Consider the following 16,066-nt stretch of genomic DNA (forward strand, 5'->3'; position numbering starts at 1 on the left):
ATTTTGTTGACATTAAAGGACTAATACAGTATTGTTTGTACATATTTTATAAGCAATTGAAATGCAATGATGGAGAATAGTACTTATTGATTTGCTGTTTGCAGCGAGTCCGGGCTGGTGGAAGCCGGATAATGGCACAGTAGGGAATGGCGCTCCTGAGCACGAAAGTATAAAGTGGCTCTTTACAAAAAGAGCAAGTAGGGTGGAACCGCGGAATACAACCCGTCCCTATGTCAGTTAAATGGCATAGGGACGGGTTTTTATATTATGGTATGAAAAATTGTTTTTGGAGGATGTGTAATATGACTATTCAGGAAATGATTTTAACGCTGCAAAAGCATTGGTCAGAACAAAATTGTATTTTAATGCAGGCATATGACGTTGAGAAGGGGGCAGGAACAATGTCTCCGATGACTTTGCTCAGAAGTCTCGGACCGGAACCATGGAATGTTGCGTACGTTGAACCTTCAAGAAGGCCGGCTGATGGGCGATACGGGCAAAATCCCAACCGACTTTATCAGCATCACCAATTTCAGGTAATTATGAAACCTTCCCCGGACAACATACAGGATTTGTACTTGGATTCACTGAAGGCACTAGGAATAAATCCATTGGAACATGATATCCGGTTTGTGGAAGATAATTGGGAAAACCCTACACTGGGTGCTGCTGGTTTAGGTTGGGAAGTTTGGCTTGATGGAATGGAAATAACCCAATTTACCTATTTTCAGCAAATCGGAGGACTGGAGGCAAATCCGGTTGCTGTTGAAATAACATACGGTATTGAGCGTTTAGCTTCTTATATTCAGGATAAGGAAAACGTTTTTAATCTGGAATGGACTGACGGTGTAACAGTTAAAGATATTTTCCTGCAACCAGAATATGAGCATTCCAAATACACATTTGAAGAGTCAAATACGGATATGTTGTTTCAATTATTTTCAATGTACGAAAATGAAGCGAAGCTAACAATGGAAAAAGGTTTGGTATTTCCGGCATATGATTATGTTCTGAAATGTTCACATACATTTAATTTGCTTGATGCGAAAGGTGTTATTTCAGTTACCGAGCGAACAGGGTATATATCCAGGATTCGTAATCTGGCAAGAAGTATTGCTAAAGCATATGTGGATGAACGTGAACGGCTGGGTTTCCCAATGCTTAAGAAGGAGGCGGAATAATGGCTGAAGATGTATTAATTGAAATAGGACTTGAAGAACTGCCTGCACGTTTTGTGGATACCGCAGAAAGTCAGCTGATAAGTATGACGAAGGATTGGCTCGATGAATTACGGATTTCATATGATTCTATTACTTCATATTCCACGCCTAGACGACTTGCTGTTTTAATAAAAGATATCGCAGAAAAACAGACTTCATTTGAAGAGGAAGTAAAGGGCCCCGCTGAGAAAATTGCCAAGGATGATCAGGGGAATTGGTCGAAAGCGGCAATTGGCTTTACAAAAGGTCAGGGCAAGACAGTTGACGATATTTATATGAAGGATTTAAAAGGCACAAATTATATTTATGTGAAAAAACAGATTGTAGGGAAAGAAACAGCTGAAATGCTCCCATCATTTGGCTCTATCATTGAGTCGATTCAATTCCCGAAAAATATGCGCTGGGCTGAACAAACATTACGCTATGCCCGGCCAATTCGCTGGATGCTTGCACTATATGGTGAACAAGTTATTCCGTTCGAAGTAGCCGGAGTAGAAACAGGCAATTTCACGTATGGGCACCGGTTTTTAGGTGACAAGATTGTTTTGAGTTCACCGGAGAAATACCAGGATGTATTGAAAGACAATTATGTTATTGCTGATCCGAATGAGCGTGAACATTTGATAGTAGATGGAATTAAGAAGCTTGAAGAGGAGCATGGATATTATATCCCAGTAGATGACGGCCTGTTAAATGAAGTACGTAATCTCGTGGAATATCCAGCTGTTTTTGTTGGTTCTTTTGAACAATCATTTTTAAAGCTTCCACCTGAAGTGTTAATTACATCGATGAAAGAACATCAGCGATACTTTCCGGTAAAGTCGAAAGAAGGAAAGTTACTTCCTTATTTTGTTGGCGTTCGAAATGGTGATAATAACGCAATTCAAACTGTAATTAAGGGTAATGAAAAAGTACTTCATGCACGCTTATCAGATGCACAATTCTTCTTTGAAGAAGATCAGAAGCATTCGATTGATTACTACCTGGAGAAATTGGAGCGGGTTGTTTTTCAGGTGAAACTAGGGACAATAAGCGATAAAGTGAATCGAATTGTTCAGCTTACAAGTCAATTGGCAAAACAGTTGGATCTTGAGAATCAAACAACAGACAGGGCAGTCAGAGCGGCAAAGATCTGCAAATTTGATCTCCCTACAAATATGGTAGATGAATTTACTGAGCTTCAAGGGATAATTGGGGAAACATATGCAGTCAATTTTGGTGAGGATAAAGCAGTGGCCAAAGCAGTTGCCGAACATTATATGCCAATCCAATCAGATGGACGGCTTCCGAATTCTATTGAAGGAGCTATCGTAAGTATTGCTGATAAACTGGATACAATCGTCGGGTGTATTTCAGTGGGATTAACACCAACTGGTTCCCATGATCCTTATGGGTTAAGACGACAGGCTGCCGGTGTTTTAAGAATCCTCAAGGAACACGAATGGGACATTGCCGTTGAGTCATTGCTGGATATGACGCAAGCTCTATTTCAGAAGCAGGAAATTGAACAGGATGATCAGGATAAAACGAGAGCGGAATTAGATCAATTCTTCATGCTGCGTGCTACATTTATTCTGAAGGAAATGAAAATTGAACAGGATGTTATTCAATCAGTTCTGCACAGGGAACTGGGTGTTGTTTCCTACACAGCAGCTAAAGCAAAAGTTTTATCACAAAAGCGAAATGATCATGCGTTTAAATCTGCCCAGGAGGCACTTGTCCGTGTGCTTAATTTGGCCGGGAAAACAGAATTGACGGATGTTGATCCGGCGTTTTTTGAAACAGATTCTGAAAAAGAACTTTTTGAGACATATCTGATAACAAAAGACGCATATAAAGATGCTAATGAAAGACAGCAGGCTGAAGTTGCCCTTGCTCAATTAGAGAATCTTGCACAACCGATTCACAACTTCTTTGATCATAATATGGTTATGGCAGATACGGAGACAATTCGTAACAATCGACTATCCCTGGTAAACAATTTAGCAGCATTGATTACTGACTATGCTGATTTGTCAATGATCGAATGGAAGCAGCAGTTTTGAATTAAGATAACAGTATTTTCTTTTTCACTAATATAGTCTATAATATTGGGAAATAGTATGTCACATTTAGCAGGTAGGTGAAAAAGTGGAGTTATCGAACAGACAGGAGCAAATAATTCAAATCGTGAAGGAAAATGGTCCGATAACCGGAGAGCATATCGCAGATCATTTAAGTCTTACAAGGGCGACGTTACGTCCGGACCTGGCAATACTGACTATGGCCGGATTTTTGGATGCCCGTCCAAGAGTTGGTTATTTTTATACTGGTAAGACCGGTTCGGAACTGCTGACAGAAAAGATAAAAAAGTTTAAAGTGCATGAATATCAGTCTGTACCAATTGTGGTAAAAGAAGATGCGTCCGTCTATGATGCCATTTCAACAATGTTTTTAGAAGATGTGGGAACTCTCTTTGTCGTGAACAGCAACTCCTTGCTGACGGGGGTTCTGTCACGAAAAGACTTATTAAGGGCAAGTATTGGAAAGCAGGATTTAGATGCTATTCCAGTACATATTATTATGACCAGGATGCCTAATATCACCGTATGTTACCGGGAAGATTTAATGATAGATGCGGCAAAAAAAATGATAGACAAGCAAATTGATGGGTTGCCTGTGTTAAAAGACCCGGAAAAAGAACCTGAAATTGTAGGGCGGATAACAAAAACTACGATTACCAAAGCGTTTGTTGAATTAATAATGGATGAGCATTGATAAGGAAGGAGCATAGACATGGGGGATAAATCATATGTTTACGTTTTATCTGATTCTGTTGGGGAAACTGCTGAGTTAGTTATTAAAGCAGGTCTTAGTCAATTTAATAATGGGGAATACAAAATTCAGCGCGTACCATACGTTGAGGATGAGAAGACAATTGACGAAACGATTCAACTGGCACAGGAAAAAGAAGGGGTTATAGGTTTTACACTTGTCGATCCGATTTTACGTAAATATCTGAATACAAAAGCAAAAGAAAAAAATATCGAAGCAATCGACATCATGGGTCCGATGCTGGATGCAATGGGACGGGCTTTTGATAATAACCCGCGTCTTGAGCCGGGATTGGTGCATAAATTGGATGAGGATTACTTTAAGCGTGTTGAGGCAATCGAGTTTGCAGTAAAGTATGATGACGGAAGAGACCCTCGGGGGATTGCCCGTGCAGATATTATATTAATCGGTGTTTCGCGCACGTCAAAGACTCCTCTGTCACAATACCTGGCACATAAACGATTAAAAGTTGCCAATGTACCAATTGTTCCTGAAGTTGATCCACCAGAGGAATTATATGAAGTTAATCCGGATAAATGTATCGGTTTACGAATCAGCCCCGAAAAGCTGTATGATATACGTAAAGAAAGGCTAAAGGCATTGGGTCTTGGTGATCAGGCTACTTATGCGAATATGGAAAGAATACATCAGGAGCTTGATTATTTTAATAAAGTAGTTGAAAAAATCGGTTGCAGAGTAGTCGATGTATCAAATAAAGCTGTTGAGGAAACAGCTAACGTAATACAGCACATGTTCAGACGGTAATATAAGCAATTAGCATTCTACTTAATAAGTGGAATGTTTTTTGCTTTTGGCTGTTTTTGTAAGGATTGTTGTTTTTGACACAATAAATATATAATGCGACGTAACTTTTAAAAAAAAGAGTGAGTGCTGTAACACCGCTGCGGAAATACACTTCGCTTTCCGTGGGCGGCTGCCCGGCCCTCTTCGTGCTTACGCACTCAGTGGTCTCACCTAGGCCTTTCCTCCCACAGGAGTCTCAGCGCATTTCCTCCGCTAAAATTGCTTGATATATCCCGATAGTTCGCATTATATATCAACAACGAGGGTAAAAAGCAAAAAAATTTACAATTCAGCCACATTTTTCACTGGTAAATTTAAAAACTTTGTATTATAATTATTTTTTGTGTGAAAATTATATAATAAGTGTGTATAGAGGACGAGATGAGATATTCAGAATAATAAAACATTGGAAAATAAGAAGGAATCCCGATCAACTATGTAGAATTAAAGATTATGAGAGGTACAATATTACAACTGGTTTATACAAAATCCTTCTAAGTCAGCAAACATTCTGGAAGGAAATTTTTTTCGACTTTCCAAAAAATATTGTCGAATTTTGCAGGGTTTTCTTAACTCGTATCGAATTACATTAAAACATGGTGGTAAAAATGCCAATTCAAATACCTGAAGAAGTAATTGAAGATGTACGTAAATCCAATGATATTGTTGATGTTATCGGAGAATACGTACAATTGAAAAAGCAGGGACGGAATTACTTTGGGCTTTGTCCGTTTCATGGTGAAAAATCTCCTTCTTTCTCAGTTACACAAGAGAAACAAATATTTCATTGTTTTGGTTGTGGCAAAGGCGGGAATATAATTACGTTTATTATGGAGATGGAAGAACATTCCTTTCATGAAGCGTTAAAACTTCTGGCCGATCGGGGCGGAGTAAAATTACCTGAAACCGGACAAGGAAAAGAGTCATCGATGTCCCGGGAAAATCAGAGTATCCTTTCAGCCTATGAATGGGTTACAAAGCTATATCACCACCTGCTGCGATACACAAAAGACGGGAAAGAAGGCTATCAATACTTTAAAGACCGAGGAATAAATGATGAAACAATTGATGTTTTCCAGCTGGGTTTTGCACCAAAAATAAAGGATTTTACAGCAGCGTTTCTGGAGAAAAAGGGATTTCATCAGCAAATTTCGGTAAAAGCCGGTTTACTTTCTTCGCATGAGGATAATAGTGTTACAGACAGGTTTAGAGGAAGAGTCATTTTCCCGATCCGAAACCACTTAGGAAAAACAGTAGGATTTGGCGGTCGTACAATAGGTGACCTGGAACCCAAATATTTGAACAGTCCGGAAAGTGAGCTGTTTCAAAAGGGACGATTGTTATATAATTTTGACTTGGCCAAAAAACATATCCGCAAAGAAAACGAAGTGGTGTTGTTTGAGGGATATATGGATGTCATATCTGCGTATCAGGCTGGTGTGAAAAATGTAGTTGCAACCCTTGGAACTTCACTTACCGAAAGCCAGGCGAAATTGTTAAGAAGATATGTCGATACGGTTATCCTTTGCTACGATGCAGACAAAGCGGGGATTGAAGCAACCTATAAAGCCGCTGTTATACTGCGAAAGGCAGGCTGTTATGTTAAAATCGCAAATCTTCAGGACGATATGGACCCTGATAACTATATCAGAGAATATGGTTCAACAGCATTTCAGGATAAAGTCATAAAAGCAAGCAATACATTTATGAGCTTTTATATGCGTTACCTGAAAAAAGATTATAATTTAAGTCTTGAAGGAGATCGCATACAGTATATAGAAACAATCCTTAAAGAACTGGCGAAGATTGACAGCTCCGTTGAGAGGGAATATTACCTGAAAGAGCTCAGTAATGAATACAGTTTATCAATGGAATCATTAACACAGGAAATTCAGTCACATCGGCAAAAGATGGGTACTGACAAGGATAAGAGAGAAAAGAACAGATATACTAATAGGGCATCACAGTTTAAACAGTCAAAAAAGTTACTGCCAGCTTTTCATAATGCAGAAAGACAGCTTATTGCACATATGTTGCAAGACATTGCCATTACTGGTAAAGTGCAGGAGGAAATAGGTGCATCGTTTAATATCGATGAACATAAAATAATTGTTACACATTTATTTGCATATTATGAAGAAGGCCATCAGGCTGATATCAGTATGTTCATTGAAATGCTTAATGATGCTAAGCTCAGGCAAATCGTTACAGAGATTGCAATGATTCCTGTTCATGAAAATATCAGTGACAGGGAAATCAATGATTATATACGAATGATTCGTGCTGAAAACAGCAATAAAGATAGTATCCAGTCTCTTAAAGAAGAGCAGAGGTTAGCCGAGCAGCAAAATGATCCCATAAAAGCTGCCAGAATAGGTATGAAAATCATTGAATTGCAGAAGCAATTAAAGAACACAAATTGAAATTGAATGTTGTTGGAAGGAGGGGGACTCATGGCCGAAAATAAGCCTTCACAAACAAAAGAAAATGAAAATGAGCTTACACTGGATCAGGCAAAGGATCAACTGCTTGAGCTGGGAAAGAAGCGCGGCGTATTGGCTTATGAAGAAGTAGCTGATCGGTTATCCAGCTTTGAAATTGAATCCGATCAGATGGATGAATTTTATGAGTACCTAACAGAACAAGGTGTAGAAGTAATTGGTGATTCAGAAGAAGATCCCAAGATGCAGCAAATTGCAAAAGAAGAAGAATTTGACTTAAATGATTTAAGTGTACCACTCGGTATAAAAATAAATGATCCAGTCCGGATGTATTTAAAAGAAATAGGCAGAGTGGATTTGTTATCGGCGGCAGAGGAAATCGATCTTGCACACCGAATTGAAGATGGCGAGGAAGAAGCCAAGAGGCGACTGGCAGAAGCGAACTTACGACTTGTTGTAAGTATTGCCAAACGCTATGTTGGTCGTGGAATGCTGTTCCTTGACTTGATTCAGGAAGGAAATATGGGACTTATTAAAGCGGTGGAAAAATTTGATTACCGTAAAGGATTTAAATTCAGCACGTATGCAACATGGTGGATTCGCCAGGCAATAACAAGAGCAATTGCCGATCAGGCGCGTACAATCCGTATACCTGTTCATATGGTTGAAACAATTAATAAGCTAATCCGTGTACAGCGTCAGTTATTACAGGACTTGGGAAGAGAACCTACACCTGAAGAAATCGGGAAAGAGATGGAACTCTCACCGGACAAGGTTAGGGATATTTTGAAAATTGCTCAGGAACCAGTATCACTGGAAACGCCTATCGGAGAGGAAGACGATTCCCATTTAGGTGATTTTATTGAAGATCAGGAAGCAGTTTCTCCATCTGATCATGCAGCGTATGAGTTGTTAAAAGAACAACTTGAAGATGTCCTTGATACCCTTACCGACCGGGAGGAAAATGTGTTGAGACTCCGGTTCGGACTTGATGATGGCCGGACAAGGACATTGGAAGAGGTTGGAAAGGTATTTGGAGTAACCAGGGAGCGAATTCGCCAAATAGAGGCAAAAGCATTAAGGAAATTAAGACATCCTAGTCGCAGTAAACGATTAAAAGATTTCCTTGAATAAAATCGTTTCAGTCATTGAGTACTTACGTTGTGCACAATGGCTGTCCAATGAAATAAACTTAAACCTGGCCATGGGTTTTGGACTGCATCGGGGTGACTTCTATGTCAGAAAATCGAATTTCTACAATTATTGAGGAAATCAATTATTGGAAAGAACATAAATTACTACCTGATGTTTACTGTGATTTTCTTTTGGCATTGTATACGAATGGTGAGGCTTCCGCTGAAGAGGCCACCGCAAAGAGCGGGATGAATTTTATTCATGTAGTTCAGCATATCCTGTTAGTCTCACTGTTGCCTTTTTCTTTTTTAGTCGTTTATTTTACGGAATTTCATGTTCTGCTAATAATAAGTATTTTATTGCTTTTTGTGATATTTTCTTTTTGGATGTTTCGAAATAATAAACGAGACAGTTTAACTTATCACTTGTCACTGGCAACAATCCTTATGCTGATTTTATTAATGTCAGTATATGTCGCTGCAAATAGCAATGTCAGCCAGTGGTTTCTGCAGTTGCTGGTGTTTTGCAATTTTATACTCTGGTATTACTTTGGTTACAAAAATAGAATAAAATATCTTAAAATTGTTAGTGTAATTGGTATACTGTTTGTTATCTTATATATAATGTTACAAAAATTTCACATCTTATCACTTTAAAGATACTATGTTTTCGAGTAAAATAAATATAGCTTTTATATCACAATAAAATAAGGGGATTACATAAAGGAGGTACCACGATGAGTAAAAATGCGGTTGTTCCTTATGCAATTGTTGCAGTGGTAGGGATACTGTTAGTGATTGTTATGTCAGTGGTAGGTTTAAACCAGCAAGAGGCAATTCAGAATCAAGAACAAAACGGTGGTGAGAAACAGGAGCAATCAGGTGAATCAGGAGGAGGAGAAACAGCTTCTACTGATGCCGCGAAAATATATGAAAACACTTGTGCATCTTGTCATGGAGCTGATTTGTCCGGTGCAGTAGGTCCTGCTCTGAACAAAGTAGGCAGCAAGTATGATAAAGCAGAAATTAAGGAAATTATTAAAACCGGTTTCCCTGATGCACAACCACCAATGCCAGGCGGATTAGTTCAGGGTGCAGAAGCTGATGCTCTTGCACAATGGCTATCAGAGAAGAAGTAATCAGATATACTTAATAGTTAATCACACGAAAAAGAGTAAGCTTAACTGTCATACAGCAGGCTTACTCTTTTATGCTATGAAGAGGGAGTTAACTAGAAAGATGACAGCAAATAACAACTCGATTAATCTATCAACGCGCCTGCAAAAAGTTGCAGCTTTTTTGCCAAATGGAGCCAATTTTGCTGATATCGGTTCAGATCATGCTTATCTGCCATGCTATGTATGTTTACAGGACCAGACAGCTCATGCCATAGCCGGTGAAGTAAATGAAGGTCCTTATTACAGTGCACTAGAGACAGTGGAGAGATATATGTTTGCCAAAAGAATAGAGGTTAGATTGGGTAATGGATTATCTGTCCTGCAAAAAGATGAAGTAAATCAGGTTGTAATTGCAGGTATGGGAGGTGCGCTTATCAGGACTATTCTTGACGAAGGAAAGCAATCCCTGGACACTGTACAGCGTATTATTGCACAGCCGAATATTGATGAGCGAAGTGTGCGATACTGGTTTTATGAAAATGGTTATACGATTTCCAATGAGGCGATACTGGAAGAAAACGGACATATTTATGAAATTATTGTTGCAGACAGGAAAGCCGACGGAAGTCAGTACATACCGGACTTATTTGAAAAGCAGCTCTTATTTGGGCCAATTTTATTGAATGAGAAATCAGATATTTTTATTCAGAAATGGAAACACGAACGAAATAAGCGGCGCAGAGTACTCGATGAGATGAAAAAAGCAACTGAAAAAGACAAACAGAAAATCAGCGCTTTTGAAAAGGAATTATTGTGGATAGAGGAGGTTTTAGGTGATGACAACAGTAATCCAAAATCGTGATATTTTTCGAGCGATGGAAAAATGGGCTCCACAGCATTTGGCTTATGACTGGGATAATGTCGGGCTGCAGGTTGGCTCATTTCAGAATGAAGTAAAAAAGGTCATGGTTACACTTGATGTATTGGAAACTGTCGTTGATGAGGCAATTGAAAACGATGTTGACCTGATCATTGCGCATCATCCATTATTATTTAAGTCGATGAAGCAGGTGAATGTTGATTCACCACAGGGAAACATTATCCAAAAATTAATACAGCATAATATCTCTGTTTATGCTGCCCACACCAACCTGGATATTGCTGCAGGCGGCGTGAATGATATGTTATGTGATTTATTAGGTGTACAAGATAAAGAAGTGCTTCTAAACAGCCGAACAGAGAAGCTGGTGAAAATTGCCGTATTTGTACCTGAATCTCATGCGGATGAAGTACGTAACGCCTTAAGTGAAAAGGGGGCCGGACATATTGGTAATTACAGTCACTGCACGTTTCAATCGGATGGCCAAGGAACATTTAAGCCTCTTGAAGGAACAAATCCGTATATTGGCTCACAGGAAAAATTGGAATTTGTCGATGAAGTTAAAATAGAAACCATTCTGCCTGAAAATAAACTATCACAGGTTGTTGATGCTATGATTGCCGCACATCCATACGAGGAACCTGCTTATGATATTTACCCGATGGAAAATAACGGACAAACGTACGGTATAGGACGTATTGGTACATTAAATAAAAATATGACCTTAAAACAGCTGGGTGAACATGTAAAAAAGACACTTAATGTTCCAAATCTGCGAATTACAGGTGACTTGTCAAAGGATGTTAAAAAGGTTGCTATTTTGGGTGGAAGTGGAGAAAAGTATATTCATGCAGTTAAACAAATGGGTGCAGATGTATATATTACAGGCGATATGACCTTCCATACAGCACAGGATGCATGGCAAATGGGATTGTCGGTTATTGATCCTGGACATCATGTTGAAAAAGTAATGAAAGATGCTGTGAAAAAATACTTGGACAGTTTTTTTGCCGACGAACAGATAGAAGTTACTGTATCACATTCCAATACAGAACCATTTCGGTTTATTTGATGCAAGAGTAACCATTCTGAATTATAATAGAGAAAGTCAAGTCCGCGCAACACCGAAAAGGAGCAATACAGCATGGAATACAAATTTAATCAGTTTCAGTTTCAGCCTGAACTCAGTGATGTTATCGACCAATTGGCGTTTAGAAAACCGTCAGAAATACAACAGAAAGTAATACCTGCAATTTTGAAGGGGACAAGCGTAATTGGTCAGTCCCATACAGGGTCAGGAAAAACGCACGCATATTTATTGCCATTGTTTAATCAAATCGATTCAAGCAAACGTGAAGTACAGTTCGTTATTACTGCACCTACTCGTGAACTGGCCATGCAAATCCATGAAGAGGTCAGAAAAATAATCCATTACGCAGGGAAAGAACAAATATGGATTGCCAAATTGCTTGTTGGCGGAACAGACAAACAAAAGATGATGGAAAAATTGAAGGAACCGCCACATATCATTGTTGGTACTCCAGGCAGAATTCTGGACATGGTTAAAGAAGAAGCCATTTCCATTTATTCTGCTGCATCTTTTGTTATCGATGAGGCTGATCTAATGCTTGATCTTGGGTTTATTAATGATGTCGATCAATTGCTTGTACGCGCCAAAAAAGATGTACAGCTGCTGGTTTTTTCAGCCACCATTCCACAACGTCTGGAACACTTTTTCAGGAAGTATCTGGAGAACCCTTTACATGTTAAAATTGATGACAAGCTTTCGCCGGAGAAGATGGAACATCGATTAGTTCCTTTAAAACACCGAAATGCTTCGGATATTATTATGGATATATCAAAAACGATCCATCCATATCTTGCCATTATTTTTACAAACGGTAAGGATAATGCCAATGAGCTGGAAGGTTTACTCCAACAAAAAGGTCTTAACGTCGGCCTCATTCACGGAGGGTTAAAGCCCAGAGAAAGAAAACGTGTATTAAAAGATATACAAAACCTCAGATATCAATATATAATCGCTACGGATCTTGCATCAAGGGGAATTGATATTAAAGGGGTAAGCCATGTCATCAACGCTCAGCTTCCTAAAGAAGAAGATTTTTATATTCATCGTGTAGGAAGAACCGCACGTGCCGGAATGGAAGGTACAGCAATCAGCCTATATGACGAACAAGATATCAAGCTGATAGACAAGCTGGAACAGAAAGGTTTAACATTCACATTTTACGATATAAAAAATGGTGAATGGAAAGAGTCAAAAGCCTGGAATGAGCGTGGATTACGTACAAAAAAAACAACTGATGTCGATGCCGAGGCATGGAAACACGTCAGAAAAGCCAAAAAAGTTAAACCAGGCTACAAAAAGAAAATGAAAAAGCAAAAAGATCAAATAAAAAAGCAGATGCTAAAGAAAACAAAAAACAAACGAAATAAATAGGGGTGGAGACATTGTTAAAAATTGGATCACACGTTTCGATGAGCGGGAAGAAAATGCTGTTAGGTTCCAGTGAGGAAGCTGTTTCTTATGGTTCCAATACATTTATGATTTATACCGGCGCACCGCAGAACACACGCAGAAAGCCGATAGAAGAGCTGAATATTGAAGCTGGTCAGGACCACATGCAGGAAAATGGAATTGATGACATTGTTGTTCATGCTCCATATATAATCAATATTGGGAACACAGTGAAACCCGAAACATTTGAATTGGGAGTAAACTTTTTACGGAATGAAATTGACCGTACGGCTGCAATTGGTGCAAAACAAATCGTCCTGCATCCGGGTGCACATGTCGGAGCCGGTGCAGATAAAGGAATTGAACGAATTATTGAAGGCCTGAATGAGGTGCTTGAAAAGGATAAAGATGTTCAAATAGCACTGGAAACAATGGCAGGTAAAGGATCTGAGATTGGACGCACGTTTGATGAATTAGCTAAAATTTTTGACAGAGTTACACATAATGAAAAATTGTCCGTTTGCCTTGATACATGTCACATCCATGATGCGGGGTACAATGTTGTAAATGATTTTGATGGGGTTCTGGACGAATTTGACAAAATTATCGGTGTTGACCGTCTGAAGGTAATTCATGTTAATGACAGTAAAAATGAACGAGGAGCCCATAAAGACCGTCATGAAAATATCGGATTTGGGCATATTGGTTTTGATGCATTGCATTATGTAATTACACATCCGCAACTGGAACATTTACCAAAAATATTGGAAACTCCTTATGTGGGTGAAGATAAGAAAAATAAAAAGCCTCCATATAAATTTGAAATTGAAATGATCAAAAATGGATCATTTATTACGGATTTAAAAGAAGAAATTGTAAACCAATAAGGAGAAGAGGCTGGGACATAACAAAATAGTGTTGCGCAAAAGACGAACAATGTATGGAAGCAGCGGAGGGAATATACGTAGACTCCTGGGGGAGGAAAGGCATCGGTGAGACTACGAAGTGCGTTAGCGCTTCGGAGGCTCACCAGCCGCCCCCGGAAAGCGAAGTATATTCCCGGAGCGGTTTCATACACCATTTCCACTATGTTCGGTTTCTGTTTTTGATAAAACACTTTTGTCCCAGTCTCTTTTATTTAGTTTTATAATAATTAATTAAATAAGTGTCCCAGACCATATGTTTTGATAATTTCCCGGAATAAACTGAATGCTTTTTGAGCTGTATCCCTATCTGTAATGCGTTCAAGTTCTTCAAATAATTTTGTACGGCTTTGAGCATCAAAAGGGTCTATTGGATGATTTTGTATATATGTTGTAATCTGCTTTGCCTGATTCCTGGAAATATGAAAACCATATTGGTGACTGTAATGCAGAAGTTCATCTGGTGTAAGTTGTTTCATTTTTTGGGTAACCAGATCCTTAATAAATTTTGACATATTTAGTCTCCTTAAAAAGTTTCTGATTCACTATATGCACATTAAGAAAGAAAATTACCTTGGACAACACAAAGGAGAAGGAAGAGTGGTTTCCATAAACTACCATTATTATATTGCGCTTGTCTCCATAAACTAAAAACGCACCTCACTAAAGGAAAGCGAGGTCTTGCCGATGGACGAACAAAATCGCAATACAAATTACCCGGGTGGAAACGCACCGAACCAGGAAGAACAACCAGACACACAGGATATGGTAGCAACAAATTTAAATGGCCAGCAGCCCTATCCGACAGAAACACAAAGTAGAAGAGATGATGAGGAATTTGCTGCTGAAATGACCGCGGATGATATTAATGAATCTGTCGAAAATGATGATGAAGGCACACAGGTTAACAGTGCTTTTGGATGGATTGCCTTGTCGTTATCCATCATTTCGTTTTTTATCATGCCGATCATCCTTGGAGGTGCAGGGGTCATACTTGGTTTTATTTCAAAAAGCCGAGGTGCAGATACGTTAGGTAATACTGCTATCGTTGCTGGTGCAATATCGATTTTAATTAGGTTGTTTGTTCTTCCGTATGTATAACCTGAAAAGAGGCTGATTAAATGTCAGCCTCTTTTTCATATACAGGAAAATAATAAAATGTATTTGTCTTTAGCTTCTCAGGATCATTAACAGTTGGATTTAAAGCTTCAAAATCAGCAATAATCTGCTTTATGTCCATCGTGTTTATTTTCTGTTGGTTTATTTGTTCAACTATTGATAATACTGTTTCTCCCTGCTGTACTTTTACCCTCATAACTGTCAGGTCATTTGCCTCCTCACTATTGTATTCATTTTCATATTGATTATTTGTGGAATTTAAAGGAGTTCCAACAGTTAAATCTTTATACAAACTAATTATAAATAATATAATAAACATATATAAAAGGGTTTTTTTAATATTATTCATCTTTTTTTCTCCTTTATGAAACAAATTACTTCATTAAAACGTATATCTATTGGTAGGAAAAGGAGGCTTGCAAATGGATGTTTTTTCATTGGATTGGATAGGGTTTGTGATCACTGGCTTTGGCACCTTATTTTTAATCGGTGAACTGCTTGTTAACATGCGCGGATTTTTTGGACTTATGGGTATAAGTTTTATTACTGTTTATTTTGCTGCTTATCTGGAAACAGGCTCCTTTATCATAATGCTTATTATTTATATTGTTGGCTTATTACTTATTATCATTGATGGAAAGATAATAAATGATGGTACACTTGCTACAATCGGTTTAGCCTGTATGCTGATAGCAGTAGCATTGACAGCACCGAACCTTACAGCAGGTATGTATGCGGTTATAGGAGTTCTTTTAGGCGGATTTTCATCGTTTTTTTTCCTGAAAGTGTTTAAGCGGCGTGATATGTGGTCAAAAATAGCGTTAGTGGATCAGCTGACAAAAGAGGCAGGATATAACTCCATGAGTGAGGATTATGGGAATTTAATGGAGAAAGAAGGAATTACTGTAAGCAATTTGCGTCCGGTTGGAACAATACGCATTGACAACAAAAATTACAGTGCTGTTTCGAATGGAGAATGGATTCCCAAAGACAGTGAAATAAAAGTTGTTCATGTAGACGGTACAAAAATACTGGTTGAAAATAAAATTGATTAACAAAGATAATACTCGTTGAATCAAATATGATTCATGAGTATTATCTTTTTTATTTCTGCATTAAAAATACAGTATTAGGG

Annotated in this window: 16 protein-coding genes and 1 other annotated feature; of the genes, 14 read left to right on the forward strand and 2 right to left on the reverse strand. The window is 38.5% G+C overall.

The annotated features are described in order from the left end of the window. The first annotated feature begins 57 nt into the window (after positions 1-57). Positions 58-233, forward strand: a binding site (T-box leader). A gap of 69 nt (positions 234-302) precedes the next feature. The 12 genes from glyQ (at position 303) to G6R02_RS07355 (ending at position 13,776) form a co-directional block, all read left to right on the forward strand. Beyond that, entirely contained in the window at positions 303-1,181 is an 879-nt protein-coding gene (gene glyQ / locus G6R02_RS07300) for a glycine--tRNA ligase subunit alpha (protein WP_164668580.1), read from the forward strand. Beyond that, positions 1,181-3,265: a glycine--tRNA ligase subunit beta gene (gene glyS, locus G6R02_RS07305; protein ID WP_164668581.1), complete on the forward strand. Its 2,085-nt coding sequence runs from the start codon at positions 1,181-1,183 to the stop codon at positions 3,263-3,265. Before glyQ ends, glyS begins: the two co-directional genes overlap by 1 nt. A gap of 85 nt (positions 3,266-3,350) precedes the next feature. Beyond that, on the forward strand, positions 3,351-3,977 hold the full coding sequence (gene ccpN, locus G6R02_RS07310) for a transcriptional regulator CcpN (protein ID WP_164668582.1): 627 nt from the start codon (positions 3,351-3,353) through the stop codon (positions 3,975-3,977). Between the two features lie 18 nt (positions 3,978-3,995). After that, the gene (locus G6R02_RS07315) at positions 3,996-4,799 is read left to right on the forward strand and encodes a pyruvate, water dikinase regulatory protein (RefSeq protein WP_164668583.1); all 804 of its coding nucleotides are present in this window, start codon (positions 3,996-3,998) and stop codon (positions 4,797-4,799) included. Between the two features lie 647 nt (positions 4,800-5,446). Further along, on the forward strand, positions 5,447-7,261 hold the full coding sequence (dnaG, locus tag G6R02_RS07320) for a DNA primase (RefSeq protein WP_164668584.1): 1,815 nt from the start codon (positions 5,447-5,449) through the stop codon (positions 7,259-7,261). Between the two features lie 30 nt (positions 7,262-7,291). Then, positions 7,292-8,413, forward strand: a complete 1,122-nt coding sequence (gene rpoD / locus G6R02_RS07325; protein ID WP_164668585.1) for an RNA polymerase sigma factor RpoD — start codon at positions 7,292-7,294, stop codon at positions 8,411-8,413. A gap of 101 nt (positions 8,414-8,514) precedes the next feature. Beyond that, positions 8,515-9,069, forward strand: coding sequence for a hypothetical protein (locus G6R02_RS07330; RefSeq protein WP_164668586.1), 555 nt, complete (start codon positions 8,515-8,517; stop codon positions 9,067-9,069). Between the two features lie 80 nt (positions 9,070-9,149). Then, positions 9,150-9,551 carry a cytochrome c550 gene (cccA, locus tag G6R02_RS07335; protein WP_164668587.1) on the forward strand — a complete coding sequence of 134 codons (402 nt, stop codon included), beginning with the start codon at positions 9,150-9,152 and terminating at the stop codon, positions 9,549-9,551. Between the two features lie 100 nt (positions 9,552-9,651). Then, entirely contained in the window at positions 9,652-10,392 is a 741-nt protein-coding gene (locus tag G6R02_RS07340) for a tRNA (adenine(22)-N(1))-methyltransferase (protein WP_164668588.1), read from the forward strand. Continuing rightward, a complete protein-coding gene (locus G6R02_RS07345) occupies positions 10,367-11,482 on the forward strand; it encodes a Nif3-like dinuclear metal center hexameric protein (protein ID WP_164668589.1) in 1,116 nt (371 codons plus the stop codon). Before G6R02_RS07340 ends, G6R02_RS07345 begins: the two co-directional genes overlap by 26 nt. A gap of 72 nt (positions 11,483-11,554) precedes the next feature. Beyond that, entirely contained in the window at positions 11,555-12,871 is a 1,317-nt protein-coding gene (locus tag G6R02_RS07350; protein WP_164668590.1) for a DEAD/DEAH box helicase, read from the forward strand. Positions 12,872-12,882: 11 nt separating this feature from the next. Then, entirely contained in the window at positions 12,883-13,776 is an 894-nt protein-coding gene (locus G6R02_RS07355; RefSeq protein WP_164668591.1) for a deoxyribonuclease IV, read from the forward strand. 266 nt (positions 13,777-14,042) lie between these two features. Here the strand turns inward: G6R02_RS07355 and G6R02_RS07360 are convergent, their stop codons facing one another. Continuing rightward, positions 14,043-14,327, reverse strand: coding sequence for a DUF2624 domain-containing protein (locus G6R02_RS07360; protein WP_164668592.1), 285 nt, complete (start codon positions 14,325-14,327; stop codon positions 14,043-14,045). 172 nt (positions 14,328-14,499) lie between these two features. Here G6R02_RS07360 and G6R02_RS07365 point away from each other — a divergent pair, with 172 nt between their 5' ends. After that, complete coding sequence (locus tag G6R02_RS07365; protein WP_164668593.1) at positions 14,500-14,913, forward strand: hypothetical protein; 414 nt, start codon at positions 14,500-14,502, stop codon at positions 14,911-14,913. Between the two features lie 16 nt (positions 14,914-14,929). Here the strand turns inward: G6R02_RS07365 and G6R02_RS07370 are convergent, their stop codons facing one another. Further along, positions 14,930-15,280: a hypothetical protein gene (locus tag G6R02_RS07370; RefSeq protein ID WP_164668594.1), complete on the reverse strand. Its 351-nt coding sequence runs from the start codon at positions 15,278-15,280 to the stop codon at positions 14,930-14,932. A 73-nt stretch (positions 15,281-15,353) separates the two neighbouring features. Between G6R02_RS07370 and G6R02_RS07375 the strand changes: the two genes are divergently transcribed. Continuing rightward, positions 15,354-15,986 (forward strand): NfeD family protein, encoded by a 633-nt coding sequence (locus G6R02_RS07375; protein WP_164668595.1) that lies wholly within the window; start codon positions 15,354-15,356, stop codon positions 15,984-15,986. Positions 15,987-16,066: the final 80 nt, after the last annotated feature.

This window comes from Virgibacillus doumboii (assembly GCF_902806455.1).
GTDB lineage: Bacteria > Bacillota > Bacilli > Bacillales > Amphibacillaceae > Lentibacillus > Lentibacillus doumboii.

What these genes read in the sequence shown, in the direction of transcription:
- glyS (WP_164668581.1), top strand. Translation starts at nt 1,181, where the DNA reads ATGGCTGAAGATGTATTAATTGAAATAGGACTTGAAGAACTGCCTGCA.
- G6R02_RS07375 (WP_164668595.1), top strand. Translation starts at nt 15,354, where the DNA reads ATGGATGTTTTTTCATTGGATTGGATAGGGTTTGTGATCACTGGCTTT.
- G6R02_RS07360 (WP_164668592.1), bottom strand. Translation starts at nt 14,327, where the DNA reads ATGTCAAAATTTATTAAGGATCTGGTTACCCAAAAAATGAAACAACTT.
- G6R02_RS07345 (WP_164668589.1), top strand. Translation starts at nt 10,367, where the DNA reads ATGACAACAGTAATCCAAAATCGTGATATTTTTCGAGCGATGGAAAAA.
- cccA (WP_164668587.1), top strand. Translation starts at nt 9,150, where the DNA reads ATGAGTAAAAATGCGGTTGTTCCTTATGCAATTGTTGCAGTGGTAGGG.
- G6R02_RS07330 (WP_164668586.1), top strand. Translation starts at nt 8,515, where the DNA reads ATGTCAGAAAATCGAATTTCTACAATTATTGAGGAAATCAATTATTGG.
- glyQ (WP_164668580.1), top strand. Translation starts at nt 303, where the DNA reads ATGACTATTCAGGAAATGATTTTAACGCTGCAAAAGCATTGGTCAGAA.
- G6R02_RS07315 (WP_164668583.1), top strand. Translation starts at nt 3,996, where the DNA reads ATGGGGGATAAATCATATGTTTACGTTTTATCTGATTCTGTTGGGGAA.
- G6R02_RS07365 (WP_164668593.1), top strand. Translation starts at nt 14,500, where the DNA reads ATGGACGAACAAAATCGCAATACAAATTACCCGGGTGGAAACGCACCG.
- G6R02_RS07350 (WP_164668590.1), top strand. Translation starts at nt 11,555, where the DNA reads ATGGAATACAAATTTAATCAGTTTCAGTTTCAGCCTGAACTCAGTGAT.
- G6R02_RS07340 (WP_164668588.1), top strand. Translation starts at nt 9,652, where the DNA reads ATGACAGCAAATAACAACTCGATTAATCTATCAACGCGCCTGCAAAAA.
- rpoD (WP_164668585.1), top strand. Translation starts at nt 7,292, where the DNA reads ATGGCCGAAAATAAGCCTTCACAAACAAAAGAAAATGAAAATGAGCTT.
- G6R02_RS07370 (WP_164668594.1), bottom strand. Translation starts at nt 15,280, where the DNA reads ATGAATAATATTAAAAAAACCCTTTTATATATGTTTATTATATTATTT.
- dnaG (WP_164668584.1), top strand. Translation starts at nt 5,447, where the DNA reads ATGCCAATTCAAATACCTGAAGAAGTAATTGAAGATGTACGTAAATCC.